This window comes from Acetobacter conturbans (assembly GCF_011516755.1).
GTDB classification, from domain to species: Bacteria; Pseudomonadota; Alphaproteobacteria; order Acetobacterales; family Acetobacteraceae; genus Acetobacter; species Acetobacter conturbans.
This window is the reverse complement of the sequence record NZ_WOSY01000010.1, coordinates 139739-161485: the sequence shown is the minus strand read 5'-3', so window position 1 is coordinate 161485 and position 21747 is coordinate 139739. Positions and strand designations below refer to the sequence as shown.

21 protein-coding genes and 1 tRNA gene are annotated in these 21747 nt (G+C 59.2%); 14 read left to right on the top strand and 8 right to left on the bottom strand.

Features of this window, described 5'->3' with window-relative positions:
- A partial coding sequence (locus GOB81_RS11840) for a beta strand repeat-containing protein (RefSeq protein ID WP_173570624.1) occupies positions 1-1381 on the top strand: 1381 nt, incomplete at its 5' end.
- A gap of 235 nt (positions 1382-1616) precedes the next feature.
- On the opposite strand, the gene GOB81_RS11835 is transcribed toward GOB81_RS11840, so the two are convergent.
- The 3 genes from GOB81_RS11835 to GOB81_RS11825 all read right to left on the bottom strand — a co-directional run bounded on the left by GOB81_RS11835 (position 1617) and on the right by GOB81_RS11825 (position 2964).
- A tRNA-Leu gene (locus GOB81_RS11835) sits at positions 1617-1701 on the bottom strand.
- 67 nt (positions 1702-1768) lie between these two features.
- Positions 1769-2470, bottom strand: coding sequence for a M48 family metallopeptidase (locus GOB81_RS11830; RefSeq protein ID WP_242010223.1), 702 nt, complete (start codon positions 2468-2470; stop codon positions 1769-1771).
- Positions 2471-2496: 26 nt separating this feature from the next.
- Complete coding sequence (locus GOB81_RS11825) at positions 2497-2964, bottom strand: YcgN family cysteine cluster protein (RefSeq protein ID WP_173570622.1); 468 nt, start codon at positions 2962-2964, stop codon at positions 2497-2499.
- 78 nt (positions 2965-3042) lie between these two features.
- Between GOB81_RS11825 and GOB81_RS11820 the strand changes: the two genes are divergently transcribed.
- Together GOB81_RS11820 and GOB81_RS11815 are read left to right on the top strand one after the other, a co-directional pair.
- Positions 3043-3318: a hypothetical protein gene (locus GOB81_RS11820; protein WP_173570621.1), complete on the top strand. Its 276-nt coding sequence runs from the start codon at positions 3043-3045 to the stop codon at positions 3316-3318.
- Positions 3319-3917: 599 nt separating this feature from the next.
- Positions 3918-6233 carry a TonB-dependent receptor gene (locus tag GOB81_RS11815; protein ID WP_242010235.1) on the top strand — a complete coding sequence of 772 codons (2316 nt, stop codon included), beginning with the start codon at positions 3918-3920 and terminating at the stop codon, positions 6231-6233.
- 143 nt (positions 6234-6376) lie between these two features.
- Here the strand turns inward: GOB81_RS11815 and GOB81_RS11810 are convergent, their stop codons facing one another.
- From GOB81_RS11810 to GOB81_RS11800, 3 genes are read right to left on the bottom strand one after another with little or no spacing between them, the layout of a single operon-like run.
- The gene (locus GOB81_RS11810) at positions 6377-6844 is read right to left on the bottom strand and encodes a hypothetical protein (RefSeq protein WP_173570620.1); all 468 of its coding nucleotides are present in this window, start codon (positions 6842-6844) and stop codon (positions 6377-6379) included.
- Positions 6845-6854: 10 nt separating this feature from the next.
- Positions 6855-7934 carry an extracellular solute-binding protein gene (locus GOB81_RS11805; protein ID WP_242010222.1) on the bottom strand — a complete coding sequence of 360 codons (1080 nt, stop codon included), beginning with the start codon at positions 7932-7934 and terminating at the stop codon, positions 6855-6857.
- Positions 7935-7978: 44 nt separating this feature from the next.
- On the bottom strand, positions 7979-9091 hold the full coding sequence (locus GOB81_RS11800; protein ID WP_173570619.1) for an ABC transporter ATP-binding protein: 1113 nt from the start codon (positions 9089-9091) through the stop codon (positions 7979-7981).
- Positions 9092-9196: 105 nt separating this feature from the next.
- Here GOB81_RS11800 and GOB81_RS11795 point away from each other — a divergent pair, with 105 nt between their 5' ends.
- The 11 genes from GOB81_RS11795 to GOB81_RS11745 all read left to right on the top strand — a co-directional run bounded on the left by GOB81_RS11795 (position 9197) and on the right by GOB81_RS11745 (position 18934).
- Positions 9197-9478 carry a hypothetical protein gene (locus GOB81_RS11795; RefSeq protein WP_173570618.1) on the top strand — a complete coding sequence of 94 codons (282 nt, stop codon included), beginning with the start codon at positions 9197-9199 and terminating at the stop codon, positions 9476-9478.
- Between the two features lie 162 nt (positions 9479-9640).
- On the top strand, positions 9641-10048 hold the full coding sequence (locus GOB81_RS11790) for a phage holin family protein (protein WP_173570617.1): 408 nt from the start codon (positions 9641-9643) through the stop codon (positions 10046-10048).
- Between the two features lie 382 nt (positions 10049-10430).
- Positions 10431-11519, top strand: a complete 1089-nt coding sequence (locus GOB81_RS11785; protein ID WP_173570616.1) for a tetratricopeptide repeat protein — start codon at positions 10431-10433, stop codon at positions 11517-11519.
- 232 nt (positions 11520-11751) lie between these two features.
- On the top strand, positions 11752-14139 hold the full coding sequence (locus GOB81_RS11780) for a putative bifunctional diguanylate cyclase/phosphodiesterase (RefSeq protein ID WP_173570615.1): 2388 nt from the start codon (positions 11752-11754) through the stop codon (positions 14137-14139).
- Between the two features lie 74 nt (positions 14140-14213).
- The gene (hisB, locus tag GOB81_RS11775) at positions 14214-14810 is read left to right on the top strand and encodes an imidazoleglycerol-phosphate dehydratase HisB (RefSeq protein ID WP_173570614.1); all 597 of its coding nucleotides are present in this window, start codon (positions 14214-14216) and stop codon (positions 14808-14810) included.
- The gene (locus GOB81_RS11770; RefSeq protein WP_173570613.1) at positions 14807-15256 is read left to right on the top strand and encodes a hypothetical protein; all 450 of its coding nucleotides are present in this window, start codon (positions 14807-14809) and stop codon (positions 15254-15256) included. The genes hisB and GOB81_RS11770 overlap by 4 nt, the downstream gene beginning before the upstream one ends.
- A gap of 2 nt (positions 15257-15258) precedes the next feature.
- The gene (gene hisH, locus GOB81_RS11765) at positions 15259-15921 is read left to right on the top strand and encodes an imidazole glycerol phosphate synthase subunit HisH (protein WP_173570612.1); all 663 of its coding nucleotides are present in this window, start codon (positions 15259-15261) and stop codon (positions 15919-15921) included.
- A complete protein-coding gene (gene hisA, locus GOB81_RS11760) occupies positions 15921-17270 on the top strand; it encodes a 1-(5-phosphoribosyl)-5-[(5-phosphoribosylamino)methylideneamino]imidazole-4-carboxamide isomerase (protein WP_173570611.1) in 1350 nt (449 codons plus the stop codon). Before hisH ends, hisA begins: the two co-directional genes overlap by 1 nt.
- Positions 17270-18049 carry an imidazole glycerol phosphate synthase subunit HisF gene (gene hisF / locus GOB81_RS11755; RefSeq protein WP_173570610.1) on the top strand — a complete coding sequence of 260 codons (780 nt, stop codon included), beginning with the start codon at positions 17270-17272 and terminating at the stop codon, positions 18047-18049. The genes hisA and hisF overlap by 1 nt, the downstream gene beginning before the upstream one ends.
- Before the next feature lie 14 nt (positions 18050-18063).
- Positions 18064-18501: a phosphoribosyl-ATP diphosphatase gene (locus tag GOB81_RS11750; RefSeq protein WP_173570642.1), complete on the top strand. Its 438-nt coding sequence runs from the start codon at positions 18064-18066 to the stop codon at positions 18499-18501.
- Between the two features lie 55 nt (positions 18502-18556).
- Positions 18557-18934, top strand: coding sequence for a histidine triad nucleotide-binding protein (locus tag GOB81_RS11745; RefSeq protein WP_173570609.1), 378 nt, complete (start codon positions 18557-18559; stop codon positions 18932-18934).
- A 151-nt stretch (positions 18935-19085) separates the two neighbouring features.
- Here the strand turns inward: GOB81_RS11745 and GOB81_RS11740 are convergent, their stop codons facing one another.
- Both GOB81_RS11740 and GOB81_RS11735 read right to left on the bottom strand, forming a co-directional pair.
- Positions 19086-20477, bottom strand: a complete 1392-nt coding sequence (locus tag GOB81_RS11740) for an NAD-dependent succinate-semialdehyde dehydrogenase (RefSeq protein ID WP_173570608.1) — start codon at positions 20475-20477, stop codon at positions 19086-19088.
- A 75-nt stretch (positions 20478-20552) separates the two neighbouring features.
- Entirely contained in the window at positions 20553-21710 is a 1158-nt protein-coding gene (locus GOB81_RS11735) for an iron-containing alcohol dehydrogenase (RefSeq protein ID WP_173570607.1), read from the bottom strand.
- Positions 21711-21747 lie beyond the last annotated feature (37 nt).

Genomic DNA, 21747 nt, shown 5'->3' with positions numbered 1-21747 from the left:
CGGCAATGTGGCGCTTTCCAGCGGGACGAACACCGTTACGGCGCAGGATCAGGGCACTGTGGCTGTTTCGATGTCGGGTGGCGACACGAGCTTCACGGATGCAGGCACGGGCGACGCGGCTTTCTATGCCACGGGCACCGGAACGTTCTCGGTCACGGATACAGGGGCTTCGACAGGCACGCTGACGATCGGTGTTCTCTCATCCGCCAGTTCTTCTCTGTCATGGAACGCTGCAACAGGTACACGTCAGGCAACGATTAGCGCGGCCGCAGGCACAGGCAGCGTAACGACTGGCAGCGGTGTTGTTTCTGCCATGCAGGCAGGAAATGCTGCCCTGACGTTCCTGATGGGGCAGAGCGGGGCGAATTCGACCCTGGATCTGACGGCTCAGGGCGCCAACATGGCGACGATCGATACAAGCGGGAACACGCAGACGATCGATACGACCGGAAGCACAGCGGCTGTCGTCGTGTTCGGGGGCGCGAGCGCCGTATCCTATACTGGCGGAACGGGTATTCTTGTTTCCAACAGCAGCGATGATACGACTGACTGGACGATCACCGGCGTTTCTGGTGGCAGCAATCAGGTCTGGCTCGGCAACAGTGACGTCACGATCAATGCTGGTGGTGCCAATCAGGTTATTCTGGGCAACGGCGCTGGTCTGAACGGGTCTGTCAGCATTACGGGCGGTTCATCCAGCGATACCGAGGAAGTTGATCTCTGGAACGAAGCGGGGACGACCGGCACCGTCACCCAGACCGGCTCATCCTCTCTGAGTGTTTTCGGCAGCGAGGCGGGTTCGGGCGACATCACGCTTTCGAACGGCAATGTGGCGCTTTCCAGCGGGACGAACACCGTTACGGCGCAGGATCAGGGCACTGTGGCTGTTTCGATGTCGGGTGGCGACACGAGCTTCACGGATGCAGGCACGGGTGACGCCGCTTTCTATGCTACGGGCACGGGAACGTTCTCGGTCACGGATACAGGTTCAGGGAACGCCATCCTGTCCATCATGCAACTCGCATCCTCGACCGCATCCGGTACTGTGGTGGGGGGGGCAAAACAGCTGGACGTCACGACAGGTGGCGGAGACATGACCGTTACTGCCGGAGCTGGTGGGCTGGATCTGTCCACGGCCGGTGCGGGAGCCCTTACGCTGGATATTACAAATGGAACTGACCATGTCGCTATTAATAGTGGCAATACCGGCGATGTGACTGTATCCGGCGGCGCTGTGAACAGTAACGCATATTTCTCGGTCACGGGCGTGGCGTCAGAAGGCATTGTGAATGGCAGCATGGTCGTCAATCTGACGGATGGCCACACTGTGACATTCGTTGGAGACGCAAGTAGCAGTAATATCACTCTCAATCTTGTCTGATTGCTATTTTGAGAGAGGCTTAGTAAAAAGGGCGGCTAGTATCCGCCCTTTTTGCGTTTCTATCGTGTGTTTACTGGAATGTTGTGACGGTTTATCTGCTTTAAGGTTCTTTTTTATTGAAATGAGACTGTCCCTTCATGAGGTGCAACCAGACTCAGTTTTCAAGAAAAGAATAGCGACCAGCAGAACACGGAGAGCTTTTTCAAAGCGACTCTGCTTTTCACTATTAAAAACATGCGAGCTGCGGGACTCGAACCCGCACGCCCTATAACGGACTCGAGATTTTAAGTCTCGTGCGTCTACCATTCCGCCAAGCTCGCGTGGTGGAGGCGCTCTTAGCATGTCACCATGCCCCGGGTAAGAGGCTGAACCGCCTTACTTGTGAGCTTATGCGGCACGCATGAGGGCTGGTCCATGCGTTTTGAGCCATGTTTCTGCTTCTGCGCGGCGAGGGCAGATATGGTCCACCAGTTGCCAGAAGGCGGCGCTGTGATTGTGGTGCTTCAGGTGCGCAAGTTCGTGGAAAATGACGTAATCCTGCACAAACGGAGGCGCCATGATGAGCCGCCATGTCAGCATGATCCGACCGGCCGTCGTGCAGCTTCCCCAACGGGAAAGAGTGTTTCGTATGACAACACTCGTCGGCAGCAGTCGGGTTGTTTCCGAAAGAGTCGGCACCCGCTGACCGAATTGCCTGCTGGCCATCCGCTGAAGAAAATCCTGAACGCGACGAGGGAGGAAGTCGATGTCTCCACTGACATACAGGAGCGTGCCATCGATCCACGCGCCACCATGCCCGTCAGGGGTATGATAAATGGTGTGCGGAACGCCATTGATCGGGATGGTGCTCCCTGCCGCGAAATTCAGTTGGACGGGGCGGCGTTGAAGTTGCCGGGCAATCCAGTCGCGATGGGCGGCGAGAAGAGCGAAGCCTGACTGGGCAGGCAAGCCGGGCGGGAGCGTGACGATGACATGATCACCGGAACGCGCCAGCCGGAGAGAGAGACGGCGGGCACGGGCAGAGCGACGCCATGTGACGGGAAAGGGGCCATCGGAAAGCTGGATGCTGGTTGGAAGACCGCTCAGCAAATCGGCGGACCTTTGTCCCCGCTCTGTCATGGATCGGATTCTGCAGTTGGATCAAGCGCCGGCCAGGCGACGATATAGTCTTCCAGAATACCGGCCTTACGCTCGCTGACGCATCGACCTGCTGCGGACACCCCGGCCTCAACGACGCTGTCGGCCGTCCCGGTGATGAGCGGATGCCATGTGGGCAGCGGAAGCCCCTCCGACAGACGTTTGTAGGCGCAGGTCGGTGGGAGCCAGTCTATCGTTTCCAGCATGGACGGCGTCAGGGTGATGCAGTCCTGCACCTTGCGATGACGATTGGGGTAATCGCTACAGCGGCAGTCATGTGTATCGAGCAGACGGCACGCTACATTGGTATAGTGCAGCGTCTCGTCATCTTCGTCCCGCAACTTATGCAGGCAGCACCGGCCGCAGCCGTCACACAGGGATTCCCATTCCTCGGTAGACATCTGCGCGAGGGTCTTGGTTTCCCAGAAGGGTTTCTTGGTGGTCATGCTGAAAGATAGTCTTAAGGCGTCGCGGGGGAAAGATGTGTTCGGGCGTATCGGCAGGTCGGGTGCGGAAGAGGGAACTTGAAGCAGGATCCCTTATGGAGGCGGAGATTGCGGGAGGGGCAGCCCTCCTGCCCGGATGAACTCATTTTCCGCAGGGCACTTCTGGAAGCCGTTATGTCTCAATTACCCGTTGGATTCAGTCCGCCGCTGGCCTTTTTTATGCTGCTGATCGCAGCTCCAGAGGGTATTCCCTTCTGGGTATGTCATGGCTATGACGCGGCGTTGCCTCTTCCCAAACCGGACTGTTGCAAAGGCGGTTCGTTTCGTTCTCAAAAAGGCAACGGTTTATACTGAACTTGGATATGGACGGCAACGTGTCGGATACTCCACTGTCTTATTCTGTCCTTTGCTGTGCCAGAGAAAACGTTATTTTCGCGACATGAGGTTTCCCGTGATATTTCCGCCATCCATAGGCTGTTATTCCATGCGCATGGCAGGCTGTATCTGATGCCCCTGTCCTCCCTCCCTGACCTTTGCTGCGTCACGTTCACGACTTTTCATGGTGCATCCTTTTCTCACGGGCGCAGGCCATTGGAGCGTGTGAACGGGTGCTGGCGTGGCAACCGGGTCGTCCAAATATCTGACGCGAGGCTGACGTGAAACGTCCGAAGATCGGGAAAGTCAGCCCACTGCGGCCTCTGGTGTTTCCGTGGAGAACGCTGTTCTCCAACACCCACGGTCCTGTGGACGAGGGTATTCATATGTCCGATGGCCCGGAGCGTGAACGGATTTTTCCGCCAGATGCTTTCCTTCAGTGCGGTATTCCTGCGTGGAATAGAGAAGGACTGCGGCAATCGGTTGTTCGTCCAAAAGACAGTCTGCTGGTGGTTGACGCAGGTATTCGCATTGCTGTGCGTGTATTAAAGGGGGGAAGTATGCTTGTTCCGTTCAAAATGGCAGGTCGCCGATCGGTGAGACGCGCTGTCCTCGCCAGTTCAGCCGCAGTGGTGTGCTCCGGTTCGGTCGTCACCAGTGACGCTGCATGGGCGGCGGCAACGTCTCGTCATCACGCCGCTGCGGCACAGCGGAACGCGCAGACATCTTCTCGCCCGGCTTCAGCAGGGCGGCCGACCGTGCAGCCCCATCGCCCGGCCGATCATGTCGTTTCGGCCAAGACAGAAACCGTCATGGTAAAGGCCTCGCCGAACAGAAGAAATGGTGGGGGTGGCATGATCCGGCTGGAAACTGCCCCTCATGCCGTGCAGACGGTGACAAAGCAGTTCATCGAAATGCGCTCTCCGACCAGTACGGCGCTTGATCTTATCCAGAACCTGCCGAGTGTCAGTGTGTCACGCCCCGATTCCGCAGGCATGCAGGGTGGAATGATCCAGACACGCGGTCTGACCGATCTCGACATGGGGCTGCTGATTGATAATGCGCCCGCAGCGGCCGCGAAATATCTGGCTGAGAATATCGATTCGGAAAATCTGGATTCGGTTAGCCTCACCCCCGGTAGTTCAGGAACGGATCTGCCTGTGATGTCCGCCGCGGGTGGCGTCTTGGAAGAAAAGAGTCATGCCGCCGCCCATAAGTTCGGCGGTCTGATGGATTTCTCTTATGGAACAAACAATCTGTCCCGCGAATTTGTCCGTTTGGAATCCGGAGAAATTGGAAACAGCGGCATCCGTAGCTACGTATCCTTTTCAAACACGCACGCGAGAAGCTGGATGGGTTCCGGAATTAACGGGCGGCGTCACATTGATTTTGGACTTCAGAAGGACTGGGATAACGGCTCGAACGCCAAACTGTTTCTTTCATGGAACAATGCGGATTTCACGATCGACAATTATCCGACCGAGCAGGAATTTTACAGCTACAAGCACACGGGTGTGGGATATGGGCGCAACAGTAATGCGTCGAGTGCCAATTACTGGAAGAACAATAACGATCACTGGAATCAGATTTTCCTGACGGCACCGGTTCATATCGTTCTGCCTGCGCGACTGAGCCTGGATATCCAGCCCTACTTCAACTTCGGTCAGGGCTGGGATGCCGCTCCTGGTGGCTATAACGCGGCTGGTCAGAGTCAGACGAATTTCTTCCTGCAGAATGATACCAAGCGCGTGGGGGCCGTTGCGAAACTCAATTACGAGATCGATCGGCATAACGTCTTCTCTGTCGGCTACTGGTATGAAAACAACTACACGGATCAGTCATATCCGAGTGGTTCGACCCGTGCGGATGGTACACCAGCCAGCCCGTGGGTTTATTACAAGACGACACATCCTTACGAGCAGAACGCGGGTTATGAAATCCACAGTATATTTGTACAGGACACCGCGAAATATTTGCAGGATCGGCTGGTCATTCACGCCGGTTTCAAGTTTGTCATGTCCAACAGCTGGACATCCGATCCGTATAATCGCTACAGCAAAAATACGACGGAACCGCTGCCGCAGCTTTCCATCGGCTATGACATCGACAAACACAGCCAGATTTACATCAATGCCTCTGGTGATTACCGTCAGCCAAGCGCTGTGGATATGGGCTGGTTGCCAACGAGTTCGAACTTCCTGAAGAACCAGTATTCCATCAAGGAAGAACTCGGATATAGGTACCACGATGATTACATCATGGCCGACCTGTCCCTGTTCAATTACAATGTCACGAACCGGATCGTGAACCAGTATATCGGGATGAACAGTTTCCTGCCCATCTCGATTGGAAACCAGACCATGCGTGGTTTTGATTTCTCCATTTCAGGCCGACCGATTCATGGGTTCAGTCCTTACGCGTCTGTGGAGTATCTCCATGCAACGCAGGACAGCAACGTGATGGATCCGTATAGCAACACGCTGCTGCACTCCAAGGGCTCGCAGGCTGTCATGGCACCAAGAGTGACGGCTAATTTCGGTTTAAGCTATACTTATCGAGGCTTCTTTTCGAATGCGACGGTTCACTATACCGGTCCGCAGTCGGTGAGCGTGGCGGGCGACCAGCGTATGCCGGGCTATGTGACCGATACCCTGTCATTCGGCTATCACTTCAAGCCCTTTTTCTTTGCAAAATCGCCGACAGTGCGACTGAATTTTGCCAACCTCACCGGGTCGATCGTGCGGACGGGCGCGATGGGCGTTGTCTATAGTCGGCACGACGCGAATTCTCAGCTGGTCTGGAGTGGCAGTCAGGCCGCTTATACCGGGTACGGAAATTCATTCATGGTCGAGCCGCGTTTCAATATGACGGGAACGGTTTCCACCTCTTTTTGAGAAACCTTCCTGCTGCCCGCACAGAGCGCTTCCCGCTGGCCAAGCTGCAGGAGGCGCTCTGTGCGCCAGCAGAATCAGTCAGCCCTGACGTCTGGCCCTATGAGCGCACGTCACGGCATTTTCATATGCCTGTCAGCAAGCTGTCAGAATGAAACGGCAGGTCGCCACGCGAGAGCAAAGGCCATGAGAGTGGCGAGTAGTGCGACCGCCACGCCGCCAAGCATCATCCGGCGGCGCAGAAGGGGTAGCCAGATCAGCGCCACACGGCGCGACCGATCGGCTCCGAGGGCTTGCGCCGTTCGGCTTAGTCCCGGAGCGGCAGTAAGGAGTGCTCCCATCAAGGGGAGAATCAGCGTCGGGCTGATGAAAAAACCCTGAATGACCGAAATGAGCGTCGGGATTGGTTCGCGGGGGAAAAGCGTTGGCGAGAGCAGAAGGGACGGCAGCCATAGCGCGCTGATGGTTCCGGGAATCCAGAGCGCGACCAGAATGAAATACCAGATCCGGTTGCGCTGCATCCCCAGAGAAAGCGCGGACATCGTGACTGCGGCGCAAAAGGTCAGGAGGGCATGGGTCGCAATGAAACCGGGTGGAAAAGATGCGGATTGCATGGGCTAGCCCCTAGCGCATTGAACGCCACTTGTCGAAACGTGCCTCGATGGCGGGAAAATGCTCGCGCCAGAAGGTCGCATTCAACGGCAGCGCGGGAGGGATGCCTCCGGGATTGGGGAGGGCGTCCGGGCCGGAAGTCGGAGGCGCACTGATCAGTCTGCCATTGAGGGCATTCTGCTGTTCCGAGGCTGAGGCCCAGGTTTGCAGGGCTCTGGCGGTTGTCAGATCCCGCGTGCCGCCGGTCGGAATGACCCAGTCATAGTTGATGCGCAGGAGGGGAAACCATAAAATCCTGAAGCGTGGGGCTGGCAGCGTTGCGTTCGTCCTCAGCACTTCGGCCGTCGGCGCGAGCCCCATCAGGGCAGCACCGCTGGTGAGGATGTACATCGCTTCTTCCGGTGATTTCCACCACACAATGTAAGGCCGCAACTGACTCAGTCGCCGGAATGCCCGGTCGAGGCCTTCTGGTGTCGAGAGGGTGCTGTAGATGGCGTTGAGCGGCACACCTTCGGACAGCAGGGCGGCTTCCAGAGTGCCTCTGGGGTCGGCTCGCAGGCCCCGTTTGCCGGGGTTGCGTGCGACGTCCCAGAAATCTCTCCAGTTGGGGCGGCCGGAAAAGCGTGAACTGTCCCAGGAAAGGGCAAAATCGAGGGAAAGCGCCGGTACGCCGCAGGCGTTGGGATCGCGCGCCTCGACGTCCGCGGAAGGGGAGGAGACAAACAGGCCTGCGGCGCACCCTGCCTGTGCCGCGTCATCCTCAACCAGCGCGAGTGACCAGTTCTGCGAATTTACGCGAATATCCTGATGGGAGGTCGCAATCGCGTCGTTCCATGAAACGGTGCGGATTTTCTGGTGTGTCAGCTGGGTGAACGGACGCCAGATGGTTTCATTCAGCGTGCAGTTCAGCTTGCCGGATGGAGTGGCGACCACGATCGCCGTGGAGCGGGGCTTACCTGTCCGTGCGGAAGCTGCAGGCGACCCGAGAGCCGCGAACGACAGAACGGCAGTCAGACCAGCTCCCGCGAGCAGTGCGGTTGAACGACGTTTCGACCGCACGAACGGTCGCAGATGACGGGGCGTAGTGGGCAAGGAAGACAAAATTCAGCCTTGGCTTCAGTCAGATGTAGACCAGATTAACCCTGTTTGCCCACCGACGGAAAGGCCAAAGCCCCCGTCGGCCTCCAGGCAAGCAAAGCGGCCTGTCCCGGGGCGGTTCCGGGCGGCAGCGTGCCGGGTGGCCGGTGGACCGTCACTTCCATTCCGTCCTCAAGGCGGAAGCGGAGAATCAGGAGGTCTCCCACATTGCGGACATCGGTGAGAGTGGCGGAAAGAAAGCCATCGTTGTCATCTGTATGTGGTCCGCGCTGCATCATGGGGGCGATCTGATTGGGGCGGATGCAAAGGTCGATGACCTCGTTTTCTTCCACACCTGTTTCCGCGAGTGCTTCCATTTCACCTCCGCAAGCGAGTCGGGCTCTGACGATATCGTCGTCAATGGACAGGGCCATGCCGACAAGCACGTTGGCATCCGCCATGGCGACGGCCACTCGGGCCGAAGCGGGGCGTTCTATCAGATCATTGGCGACTCCCAGTTGCAGCAGGGTTCCGGCTTCCAGCACACCGATCCGTTGCCCGGCGGCAAGGGCATCGGCCCGGTCGCGGGTCAGCAGCAGCAGGCTCAGGTCCTGGGCGCGTTGCAGGCGGAACAGGCGCTGGTGGAGATCGCGTCGGGTTTCGCTGTCCAGTCCGGTGAAGGCATCTTCCAGCACGATGACGGCGGGATCGGTTGCAAGGGCGCGTGCAAGAGCCACCCGGATGCGTTCGGCGGCCGTCAGGCGGGAAGGCCGTGCTTCGACCAGCCTCTCAAGGCCGAGGAGCGCAAGCGTCTGGCTGACGCGGTGGGAGATCTCCTCCGAGGGGCGTTTTCTGGCCCGCAAGGGAAAAGCGACGTTTTCGCGGACGGAAAGATGGTCGAACAGCGGGTCGCGCGCGCCGACCGTCGCTATAGCCCGATGACCGGGTCTCCGTCGCGTGATGTCCTGATCGGCCATCATCAGGCGACCGGCGACTGCATGACGATGACCTGCGAGGGTATCGGCGAGCAGAGACAGAGTGCTGCGCGTGTCATTCAGGAAAAGAAGCGCGAGACACTCACCTGCCGTCAGAGAGAATGACAGGGGCGGAGAATCCGCCGCAAGGCAGAGGCCTTCGACGGCGAGCGTGTCGGCTATATGACGTGTTTTCATAGCTGTATGGAACCACACTGCTGGACAGTCGTTAAGATTGGGTGTTGGCTCTGCGTTGTAACAGAGCAAAAAGCCGGGTTGCCGGTTCGAAGGAGCAGCAAGACTATGTCCGCAGACAAGATCAAAAATCAGGCGGCAGCAGCGGCTGAGGATGCCGCCACCAGTGCGCGCGACGAGCTGGAAGTGCTGAAGAAGCAGCTCGAACACTTCCTCAACGCCCATGTTGTGCCGCCTCTTTCGGGCGCGGCGAACACAGCCGTTTCAAATGCTCGGGAGATTGCTGAACATCAGAAGAAAACGGTTGCTACTAATGTAAGTGCGAAGCCGTTTCTGTCGATCGCGGCTTCTTTTGCGGTGGGGTTTGTCCTCGGCCGCCTGTCGCGTTAATGTTCCGCCCCGGGAACCTCCGGCGAGGGCCCGGGGCCAGAAGGCGACCCGCCTCGCGAGATGAGGGGTTCGATTCCTGTCCCGGCCGTGCCGTGGAGGAATTGACAACTGGGACGCCGGATCATCCTCGATGCCGGTCCATGTGAGGTAGACGAGGACGCAATGCACATTTTTGAAGTCGGCAAGGCCGCTGCTCATGCAGAGGTACAACTTCTGCAGCAGAAGGCCATGCGGGTCGGTCGTCAGGTGGCTCTGCTTCTGGTTGCCGCCGTCCTTGGTTTCTTTTCCCTGATCACGGGTCACGCTCTGCTTTGGGCAATTTTCCGCTACGAGTTCGGCTTTGGACCGGTTGTGTCCCCGGCGCTGGTGTTTTTCGTCGATATCTTCCTTGCTCTGGTGTTCGCGTTCTTTGGTCGCAGGTCCTATCTGTACCCGTCTGAGGTCGAGGCCCACCTGAATCGTGATCGCCGCATCAACGAGTTGAAGCAGACCCTCACGATCATGTCAGTCGCGACAACGTTCGCGGGCCCCTTGGGCAGGTTCGTGGGCAGAAAAGTCTGGAAAAAATAAATTTTCCGCCGGACAGATTAAGTAAAGAGCGGGCCGAAAGGCCCGCTTTTTGTTTTCCGGATAGTGAGCCGGAAAAAGCGAACGCTCCTTTGTTCTCCAGAGGCGACATCCGCCCGGCCCAGGTAACATTTCTTGACGCCGGTATATCGTCAGTCCGAGGCATTGGGTGGCTCTGCCGGGTGTTGGCTCGGTATAGAAACGTCTCGTGGCTTTGTTGAAAGCACGGAGTAACCGTTGATTCAGCTTAACAAAGATGAACGCTTAAACAATGTTTGGGTTTCTTCATGGAGACCTGCTAATGAAATGACAGAGTAGGTTCTGGAAAATACTCCTGTCTTGTTAATGGGATTTTCCATTTTTTTGATCCGGAAGACTGAAGGCAATGTGGCGTAAACTGTTCAGATTGACGCAGCGTGGAAACAATCTCCCTCGTCATCTGGCAGAGGCGCATGCCGGTAACGCCGACGACATGTTTCTTGTCGGCAAGACTTATCTTTACGGCGATCAGGATGTGGCCGCGCATGCCGGATACGCGGCATGGTGGATGGAAAAGGCCGCTCGGGCAGGCTGCGCACCAGCCTGTGTGCACGCCGCACGTCTCGCATGGGATGGCTTCGTGCCAGACGTGAATGTTCTTGAGTCTCCAACCCGTGGCGATCGGCGGGAGGAGGATGCATTTGCATTCGCCCGTCTTGGACATGGGCACGCAGAGCCGGAAGCCTCTCTTTTTCTGGCGTGGCTTCTTGATGCCACCAAGGCTCCCCCATCCCGGGAGCGTGTAGAGGCTTTGAAGGTGGCTGCGGCACATGGTCTGCCGCTTGCGTGTGTCGGGTTGGCGGACATCGAATTACGGGAAGGTGCTTCGCCGGAACGTATGATGGAACTGCTCCGCGTACCTCTGGAAGTGAGGCTGGGCGTCGCCCACTACATGGTGGCGGTTTGGTATGGGCAGGGTGGTTTTCTGCCTCAGGATGCGTCCAAAGCACGTCATCATCTGGAAATTGCCGCTGATGGTGGTCATGTGCAGGCGATGGGGATGCTGGGCGAATGCCTTATGGTGGAGAACCATAAGGCGCCGGAGGGCGACGCGGACGCCACGGCACGACTGGAGCGGCTGCGTCGCCTGACCCGGGGCGAAACCCTGCTGCGCAAGGCGGCCTCTGCGGAAAACGGTCGTGCCGCCTGTGTGCTTGGTGATTACTGGGCCACGGTGGCGACGCCGCCTGATCTTCCGGAAGCCATGAAGTGGTACGAACGCGGGGTGCTGCTCGGAAACGCCGGTGCAATGTACATGTCGGCGCGGCTCGTTCTGACGGGTCGCTCGCATCACATCTCCAAGGGGTCCGCGAAGGACAGGATGCGTCAGGCCGCGAGGGCGGGTCACAAAGGGGCTTTGGCCCTGATGAAAACCCGCCAGCATGAGGCGGGCAAGTTTCTGGCTTTCGAACCGGATTCGACGATGGCGGACTGAGGCTGGGTCTGGCCCTGCGCTCCTGCGTGCTGATCATCGGCAAATGCTCACAGTATTCGCGCGATTTTCTGCAATCCGAATGTTTCCGGAACCGCCGAAAAACAAGGTATTGCGCAAACAGAAATTGAGACGATTTCTGTCGGGACGCTTCATTTTATGTGATCATTAAGAAGTGTGTGGCTAGTTCAACGGGAGACTGAAGTATGTTTCCTCTGGATTGAGCGCGCGTCATATGGAACGGCTGTTTACCTTTCTGCTGAGCGAACAGCATTTCGGTTCCCATATCACGGTGCTGGGGCTGGCGTTCTGTTTCGCCATTCTGGCCATTCAGGCTCTGTCGCAGAAGAGTTGGGCCCCGTGGAAAAGGATCGGCGGTTTTGCCGTGGTCGTGGCTCTCGCGGAGCTGATCACTTTTTTCGATACCTTCTGGTCCACCTATCCCAATCTTCTCTGGAATTTCCCGCAGCCCGCAACCGAAATCGCGGGCCTGATGACCCTCACTACGGCGGCCGGGGCCGCATATCTTTATCTGAGGCCCCGACGTTCCATCAAAACCGTCATCATGGCAGGTGGCGTGCTGGCCTTCGGAATGGCTTTTTCGGCCTTCTATATCCTCGTCGCAACCGTCAGTCCGGCCACTCTCGCCTATGATCTGTCGGCCGTTCTCATCACGCTGATACTCGGCACGACCCTGTGCGCTTTTTCATTCTGGGAACTGGGCAGTTCTCTTGCTACCCGGCCGCGTCTGACAGCCTGCATGCTGCTGGCTCTGACGTTGTCTGTTCTTCCCCTTGGATCGATGGGCTCGATCCTGCCATTCGATCGCTGGCTGGCCGTCATGCAGACGCCGGACAGCGCCTTGTTCTCCCCCTTGTCCGTCATGAGCCTTTCCGGGGTTGTGGCGATTTTCTTCGTGCTGTGCATCGCCTCGCTTCTCGATGTTCGGGTGGCCATTGCCCAGCAGCAGGAAAGCGATCGCGTGCGTCATCTCGCGGATGGGACGTTCGAGGGCATCCTGATCAGCCGGGAAGGCAGGGTTGTGGATGCCAATCAGCGCATTCTCGATATGACGGGCCTCGACCTGCATGCGATCAAGCTGCTGAAAGTGGCGGATCTGTTCGCTTCACATCTGGTGGGACATCAGGATATCGTCGCGGCTCTGGCCAGCCGGGGTGAATCGCCGACCCAGCTTGAACTGACGGGAGCAACAGGGCGTCGGGTACCGGTGGAGGTGCTGTCCCGCGAGGTGCCGTATGTCGAAGGGCAGGCCACGGTTGTCGCCATTCGCGATATCACGGAGCGCAAGGCCGCCGAGGACTATATTCGCTATCTCGCCATGCATGACACGCTGACGTCTCTTCCTAACCGGCGTGGGCTGGAAAGCGTGCTGGGACAGGTTATTGAACACGCCCGGCGGAACGAGACGCAGGCGGCGGTCCTCGGACTTGATCTCGACGGGTTCAAGGCGGTTAACGATTCTCTCGGCCATCATGCCGGTGATATGCTGCTGAAAGAGGTCGCGGTCCGTTTTCAGGCCCAGCTACGGGACATCGATTATATCGCCCGGCTTGGCGGCGATGAATTCATCATCGTGATGCGCTCCGTGGCACGCGTCGATGACGCGATGCAACTGGCCAAACGTCTGATTTCGTGTTTGTGGCAGCCTTTCATTCTTGCCGGTCACGATGTGTATGTCGGCGTGAGCATCGGTGTGGCCCTCTGCCCGCGGGATGGCGAAACAGCGCAGATGGTGCTCAAAAGCGCCGACATTGCGATGTATCAGGCCAAACTGCAGGGTAAGGGGCAGGTGTGCGAGTTCCAGTCGGGCATGGATACGGCGGTGCGGGAACGGCATGATCTCGAACTGGATCTGCGAGCCGCTCTGGGTCGCCAGGAACTGCAGGTCTATTATCAGCCCCTGTTCGATATCGGGGGCGAGATTACTGGCTTCGAGGCGCTGGCGCGCTGGCCTCATCCGGAACGGGGGATGATCCCGCCCAGTCGCTTTATTCCGTTGGCGGAGGAAACCGGCCTGATCGTTCCGCTTGGCGAATGGGTGCTGCGGACGGCCTGTTCTGTTGCGGCTGGCTGGGCTGCGGATGTCAGTATTGCCGTCAACCTTTCGCCCACGCAGTTCCAGCGTGTCGATCTGATCGATGTCGTCCGGCAGGTGCTTCTGGATACGGGTCTGTCGCCAACACGGCTGGAACTCGAAGTGACGGAAAGCCTTCTGATGGAGGATGTACCGAAAGCTCTGGCTCTGGTGAAAGACCTGCGCGCACTGGGTGTGCGCGTTGCGCTGGACGATTTTGGAACCGGTTATTCCAGCCTCGCCTATCTCCATAATTTCCCCTTCGACAAGGTCAAGGTGGACAGGTCGTTCATCAATAAGATTACGAACGATCCCAATGCGTGGACGATCGTCGAATCCGTCATCGTAATGAGCCATAAGCTGAAGCTGCGGGTCACGGCGGAAGGAATCGAAACTGGCGCCCAGCTTTCATTGCTGAAAGATCATGGGTGTGACGAAATGCAGGGCTTCCTGCTCGGTCGCCCCATGCCCGAGGCGCAGGTTGCCCTCATGATCGAGAGCATGGCCTGCTGCCATCAGGCTGGCTGATGGGGGGCGCTGTGGTGAATGTGGCCACCTGAACCGATGGCGCTGCGGTCGCTGATCCTGTATTACTGGCGTCCATGACTGAGATACGCACCGCCTCCCTGCATCGTGTGACCGCCGAGACCGACATCCGCGTGACCGTCAGTCTCGATGGAACGGGCAAAGCCGAGATCGCCACCGGTATCGGTTTTTTTGATCATATGCTGACGGCTCTGGCACGCCACGGAATGCTGGATCTGACGATTGCCGCACGGGGCGATCTGGAGGTCGATTTCCATCACACGGTGGAAGATGTGGGCATCACGCTGGGACAGGCCGTGCGACAGGCGCTCGGCGACAAGCGTGGCATCAGACGTTTCGGGCATGCTCTGGTGCCACTGGACGAGGCGCTGGCCGAAGTCGTGGTGGATCTTTCCGGACGACCTTTTCTTGCGTGGTCGGTGCCGTTTCCCTCCGAAAAAATCGGCGTCATGGATACGGAACTGTTCGAGGAATTTTTCCGCGCTTTTGCCATGGCGTCCATGATGACGTTACACGTCACGCAGAAAACAGGTCGAAACAGCCATCATATTGCTGAAAGCGCCTTCAAGGCCATGGCCCGCGCCCTGCGGATGGCTGTGGAATATGATGAGCGGGCGGTCGGAATGATTCCGTCCACAAAGGGGGTCCTGTGAAGGCGTATTCGGTCTGGGTACCCGGTGAAGGTGTTCCCGAACGGCAGCGCCGCAAAGGCAGCCTTCCCGTTCTGGTCCCGCAGAAACTTCAGTGGAGCGTGCTGTTTTTCGGTGGACTGGCGCTGATCTGGTCCGGAGCGCGCATCACGGGCGGTCTGGCTTTGGCGGCCTCTATCGTGGCGGGCGCACTGCTGGTCAACACTTGGTTCCTCCCTGCTCTGATGATTCCGGCCCGTTTCGCTCTGGCCGCCTTCAGCAGCGAGATCAGTGAGTGGGAACTGCGCCTCCGTGGCTTTGTGCGGGCAGGCGTGGTGGTTGGCCCGGATCGTGCCTCGGCCCTTCTGCGCTACATGGATCGGACGGCCATTCCCGTCAGTGAAGACGGGAGCGTGATAACGGCGATTCCAGATCCCTTCGCGGTCGCGGCCCGGATGGGGAGGGCCTGACGATGCCGGTCAAGTGCACGCAGTCCATTGTGGTCATCGATTATGACGGTGGCAATCTCGCATCTGCGGCGCGGGCGGTCGAAGAGGCGGCGCGGCTCTCTTCCATCGCTGTCACCGTCGAAATCACCAATGACCCGGTCCGCGTCCGCGAGGCTGACCGTATCGTGCTGCCGGGGCAGGGGGCTTTTGCCGACTGCGCGGGCGGACTGAATGCGGTTCCGGATCTGCTGTCGGCCCTCAACGCGGCAGTGGAGGGTGGAACGCCTTTCCTGGGCATCTGCGTCGGCATGCAGCTCATGGCCGAACGGGGCTTCGAGCATGGAGAAACCCGTGGACTGGGCTGGATCAGTGGCGAGATTGCACCGATGGAAGCCCCCGGCCTGCGTCTGCCCCAGATGGGCTGGAACCAGCTATCACTGAGCCGTGCGCATCCGTTGACCGAAGGTTTGGGGTCCAGACCGCATGGCTATTTCGTGCATTCTTATGCTCTGACCGGGGCGTCTGCGGACCATCTGCTGGCGACGACGGATTATGGCGGCGCGGTCCCTGCGATGGTGGCCCACCGCAACCGCGCAGGCACGCAGTTTCATGTCGAGAAGAGCCAGAGCGTCGGCCTGAAGATTCTGGCGAATTTCCTCCAGTGGACACCGGGCGGAGAAGCATAATGTCCGGGCTGGGCTCAGGCAGCATTACACCCGGCCTGATGGCGGAACGGGCGGAGATGCTGGACGAGGACGATCTGCAGGCGCTGTGCGAGAGCGTCGATGCGTCGATTCTCGGTGGTGGCGGTTTCGGATGGGTGAAGCCGCAGGGGCGGTCGGTTCTGGAGCGTTACTTCCGGGGAATCTTTCTCGTGCCGGAGCGGATGCTGTTCGTGGCCCGGCAGGATGGTAATATCGTCGGGTCGGCACAGCTTGTGCGTCCCTCGCGCAGCAACGAAGCGCAGGCGATGACGGCGAATGCCATGCAGTTCCATATTGCCCCTTATGCGCGGGGAATTGGTCTCGGTCGTGTGCTGATCGAGGAAATTCTCAAATGCGCGCGGGCGATGGGGTATCAGTTCCTGACGCTGGATGTTCGTGAAACGCAGGGCGGCGCGATAGCGTTGTTCCGCAGCATGGAGTTCGAGCACTGGGGGACGAACCCCTATTACGCTCTTGTGGAAGGCCGGATGGTGCGTGGCCTGTATTTTGTGAAACGCCTGCAGGAGCAGAGCCGCCTTGTGCAGAACGGCGCCGTCTCCGAGTTCGAAAATGGAAAACCTGCCGACATGACTGCACGAGCCCTCACGCTGTATCCTGCCATCGACCTCAAGGACGGTGCCTGTGTCCGCCTGCGTCGCGGTGAGATGGACGACGCGACGGTCTATTCGGACGATCCGGGGGCTCAGGCGCGCGCATGGTGCGAAGCCGGGTTCAACTGGCTGCATGTCGTCGATCTGAATGGGGCCTTTGCGGGGCGTTCCGCCAATACCGACGCCGTGAAGCAGATCGTGGCCAACGCGAAAGTGCCTGTGCAGCTTGGCGGAGGTCTTCGCGATCTGGCAGGGATCGAAAGCTGGCTGGAAGCCGGCATATCGCGGGTGATCCTCGGCTCCGTGGCGGTGAAGAACCCTGAACTGGTGCGGGAAGCCTGTCGCCTTTTTCCCGGACGGATCGTTGCCGGAATCGATGCCCGCATGGGTTTCGTGGCGACGGAGGGATGGGCGGAAGTGTCCGACATGCAGGCGACCGATCTGGGACTTCGGATGCAGGACGCTGGTGTGGCGGCGATCATCTTCACCGAGATCAGTCGCGACGGTATGCTGGAAGGGCTGGATCTCAACCAGACGGCGGAACTGGCGCAGACGGTATCAGTGCCGGTGATCGCCAGCGGTGGCGTGGGATCGCTGGATCATCTGGCCGCGCTGCGTCGCGTGGCATCGCAGGTGTCGGGCATCGAAGGGGTGATCGTCGGGCGAGCGCTGTATGATGGCCGCATCTCACCGGCCGACGCGCTCCGGGTTCTGTCCTGATGCTGAAACTGCGCGTGATCCCCTGTCTGGACGTCAAGAACGGCCGGGTGGTGAAAGGCGTCAATTTCGTCTCGCTTCGCGATGCGGGCGATCCCGTAGAGCAGGCAGCGGTTTATGACGCCGCCGGTGCCGATGAACTCACCTTTCTCGACATCACGGCCAGCCACGAGAACCGCGACACTATTCTGGACGTGGTGAGCCGTACGGCAGAGCGGATTTTTCTCCCTCTTACTGTTGGTGGCGGCATACGGACGACGGCGGACATGCGGCGCCTTCTTCTGGCGGGTGCCGACAAGTGCGCGATGAACTCGGCGGCGGTGACGCGCCCCGAACTGGTGAGCGAGGCCGCCAACAAGTTCGGCAGCCAGTGTGTGGTTGTGGGTGTGGACGCGCGGTCCGACGGCAAGGGCGGCTGGGAAGTCTATACGCATGGTGGTCGTACACCGACGGGGATCGACGTGGTCGACTGGTGCCGTGATGTCGCGGCGCGTGGGGCAGGCGAAATCCTCCTGACCTCAATGGATCGGGACGGGACGCGTTCGGGATTCGATCTCGACCTGCTGCGGGCCGTCAATGCGGCGGTCCGGCTGCCTGTCGTGGCGTCCGGCGGTGTCGGCACACTGGAGCATTTCGTGGAAGGCGCGCAGGCAGGCGCGACCGGACTGCTGGCGGCGAGCGTTTTCCATTTCGGGCAGTTCACCGTGCCGCAGGTGAAACAGGCGCTGGCAGATGCCGGATTGCCTGTACGTCCCCCGCTTGAACAACTGGATTTCGGGTAATGACCGGGAAGAGCATGGCAAAGACACCGACAAAAAAAAACACCTCCAAGCCTGCCGTCACAAGCGTGACGGGCGGCAAGACCAAGAAAAACCTGAAAGTGGAACTGCCGACTGCTGAGGTCGGTGAGGTGGACGCCTCGGTGCTGGACCGGCTGTTTGATGTCGTGCTGAGCCGCCGTGGTGCGGACCCTTCAACCAGCCACTCCGCGCGGCTGCTGTCCCGTGGCACGGGCAAGATCGCCCAGAAGTTCGGTGAAGAAGCCGTCGAATGTCTGATCGAGGCCGTCGCGGGCCGCAAGCATGAGCTGGTGGGGGAAAGTGCTGACGTGCTCTACCACCTGATGGTGCTGTGGGTGGACGCGGGTGTGACGCCGGACGAGGTCTGGTCGGAGTTGCAGCGTCGCGAAGGCGTCAGCGGCATCGATGAAAAGGCGTCTCGCCCCCGGGCGTGACCCGGTGATTCCGGGACGACGAAAGGGAACGACGCATGGGACGGGGGAAAACGTCATGGCTGTAAGCGGCATCGGAAAATACGATCCGGAGAACATCTTCGCCAAAATCCTGCGTGGAGAGATTCCCTGCAAGAAGGTGTTTGAGAACGACTATGTGCTCGCCTTCCACGACATCGCCCCGAAAGCACCCGTGCATGTGCTGGTGATCCCGAAAGGGCCTTATGTTTCCTTCGCTGATTTCACGCAGCGTGCGAGCGATAAGGAAATTGTCGGGTTCAACAAGGCCGTGGGGGATGTGGCGCGGATGTTCCGTCTCGATGAGCCGGGCTATCGCATGATCGGTAATGTCGGGCAGGATTCAGGACAGGAAGTGCCCCATTTTCACGTGCATATTCTCGGGGGGCGGCCACTGGGACCGATGCTCGCGGAGTAAGACAGGACGCGAAATCCGTTGCTGCCTTTGCATTCAAATGGCCACGACGCCGAATGAACAGAAACCCCCTTGCGACGAGAGTCGGCGAGGGGGTTTCTGTATCAGGGGCGGGATCTGAAAAAGTAATCTTTCCCAGATCCCGGTTGTCTCATCAGAACGCTGCGTCGATATCGACGATGTTGATGAGCTTGTGGTTGATGAACTCCTTGATGCCGAGCCCGATCAGTTCACGGCCATACCCGGAGTTCTTGATCCCGCCGAAGGGCAGGTCCGCTTTGGGCGCGAGAGGGTGGTTGATGAACACCATGCCGGTCCGGATGGCGCGGGCCACCCGTGCGCCGCGTGCCTCGTCCCGGGTGAAGACCGATCCGCCAAGTCCGTAAGGAGAATCGTTGGCCATGCGAATGGCATCGGCCTCGTCCTTGGCGCGATAGATCTGCGTGACCGGACCGAAGAACTCCCAGTGACGCGCCTCATTGTTTCCGTCGAGGTTCGACATGAGCAGCGGCTGGAAGAATGCGCCATTCTCGGGAACCGGTGCGCCGATCACTTCGACTTTCGCCCCCAGATCCATGGCACGCGTGACCTGATCGCGAAGATCATCCGCTGCGGCCTGCGATGAGAGAGGTGCAAGCGTCGTGGTGGGATCCATCGGATCGCCAGCCTTCAGGGCTGCCACGCCTTCCTTGTAGATGGCGAGGAACCGGTCATAGATGGCATCCGCCACGATCAGACGCTTGGCGGAGACACAGACCTGTCCGGCGTTCCAGTGCCGACCGATCACGGCCCAGCGTGCCGCTTTCTCCACATCGGCATCGTCCAGAACGATGAAGGCATCAGCGCCGCCGAGTTCCATGGTGGCCTTCTTCAGGGCCTTGCCGGCGATCCCGGCGATCACGGTGCCAGCGCCTTCCGAACCCGTCAGGGCGATGCCGCAGACGCGCGGATCATTGAGGATCATCGCCGTGTGGGGACGTGCGGCATACAGATTGCGGAAAAGCCCGTGGGGAAGACCGGCTTCGGCCATCAGCCCGTCGAACGCTGCCGCACACTGCGGAAGGTTTGAAGCGTGCTTCAGCAGGACCGCGTTGCCCGCCGAAAGCTGCGGCGCGATGATGCGGACCACCTGATAGAACGGGAAGTTCCACGGTTCGATAGCCAGCACGATACCGAGCGGTTCGTGCACGAGGATGGCCCTGCCTTCCGCCGGATCGGCCACTTCAAGAGGCTCGGCCTTCAGAAGCTCTTCGGCATTCTTCGCGTAATATTCGAAGATTTCTGCCGAAAGAATGACTTCCTTCTTCGACTCTTCGTAAAGCTTGCCCATTTCCAGCGTGCCGAGGCGGGCGTATTTGTCGATATCGCGACGCAGGATGGCAGCGGCGGTATTCATCACCTTCGCACGCTCTGCGAAGGACGTGTCGCGCCAGCTTTCGAAGGCCGCATGGGCTTCGGTCAGAGCGGTCTGGATGTCCTCGTCGGTCGCATCGGAAAATGTAGCGACCACTTCGTTGGTGTATGGATTGGTTGTAGCGTAAGCCATTGAATCCTCGTGAATTTCAGTCTGAAAATGCTGGGATGCGACCACTGGCCGCATCCCGAAACCAGGGCCTGTGAATCAGGCGGCGGTTTCCAGAATTTTGCGGCTGACGTCGAGCGTCACTTCGCCGTGCTCGCCCAGATGGGTCATGTCGTGATCCTTGAGCTGCCCCAGCAGGTCGTTGATTCCGTCAGCGCCGATCTCGTAGGCGGAAAGACGTGTCGGAACGCCGAGATTTTCGAAGAACCCTTCGGTCTTGCGGATGACGGCGTCGATCCGTTCGTCTTCCGTCCCGTCCTTCAGGCCCCATACACGCTCGGCATACTGGAGCAGCTTGGCGCGCTTGGCCTCGCGGCAGACCTTGAGAAGGGCAGGAAACACCACGGCCAGCGTGCGGGCATGATCGATGTGGTATTTCGCCGTGATCTCATGGCCGATCATGTGGGTCGTCCAGTCGTGGGGTACACCCGCGCCGATCAGTCCGTTGAGTGCGAGCGTCGCAACCCACATGAGGTTTGACCGCAGATCGTAATCGTCAGGCGTTGCCATGATACGGGGACCGATTTCGATCAGGCTGGACAGCAACCCTTCGGAGAACCGGTCCTGCGCCATCCCGTCGACCGGATGCGTCATGTACTGCTCCATGACATGCACGAAGGAGTCCACAACACCGTTGATCACCTGCTTCATGGGCAGGCTCATGGTGCGCATCGGGTCCAGCACCGAAAAGCGGGGATAGACGAGCGGGTTGGAGAACAGCAGCTTGTCACCCGTTGACTGACGGGAAATCACGCTCAGGCAGTTCATTTCGGAGCCCGTGGCGGGCAGCGTGACGACGGTGCCCAGCGGGAGGGCCTTCTTCACGGCTTCACCCTTGCTCGTCAGGATGTCCCATGGCTCGCCTTCGAACGGCACGGCGGCCGCAACGAACTTTGTTCCATCCATGACGGAGCCACCACCGACGGCGAGAAGGAAGTCGAGCTTTTCCTCCCGCACCATCGCCACGGCCTTCATCAGCGTTTCGTAGGTCGGGTTGGCTTCGATGCCGCCGAATTCCTTGAAAGTCCGGCTGCCGAGAGCGGCACGCACTTCGCCAAGAGTACCGCTCCGCTCCGCGCTCGCGCCGCCATAAAGGATAAGCACGCGAGTTTCGGGTGACAGTTGCTCGTCAAGTTTGGCGATCATGCCTTTGCCGAACAGCACCCGTGTCGGGTTGTAGAATTCGAAATTCTGCATCTTCACACCTAATTAGACCGGTCGTCTTTATTAGACC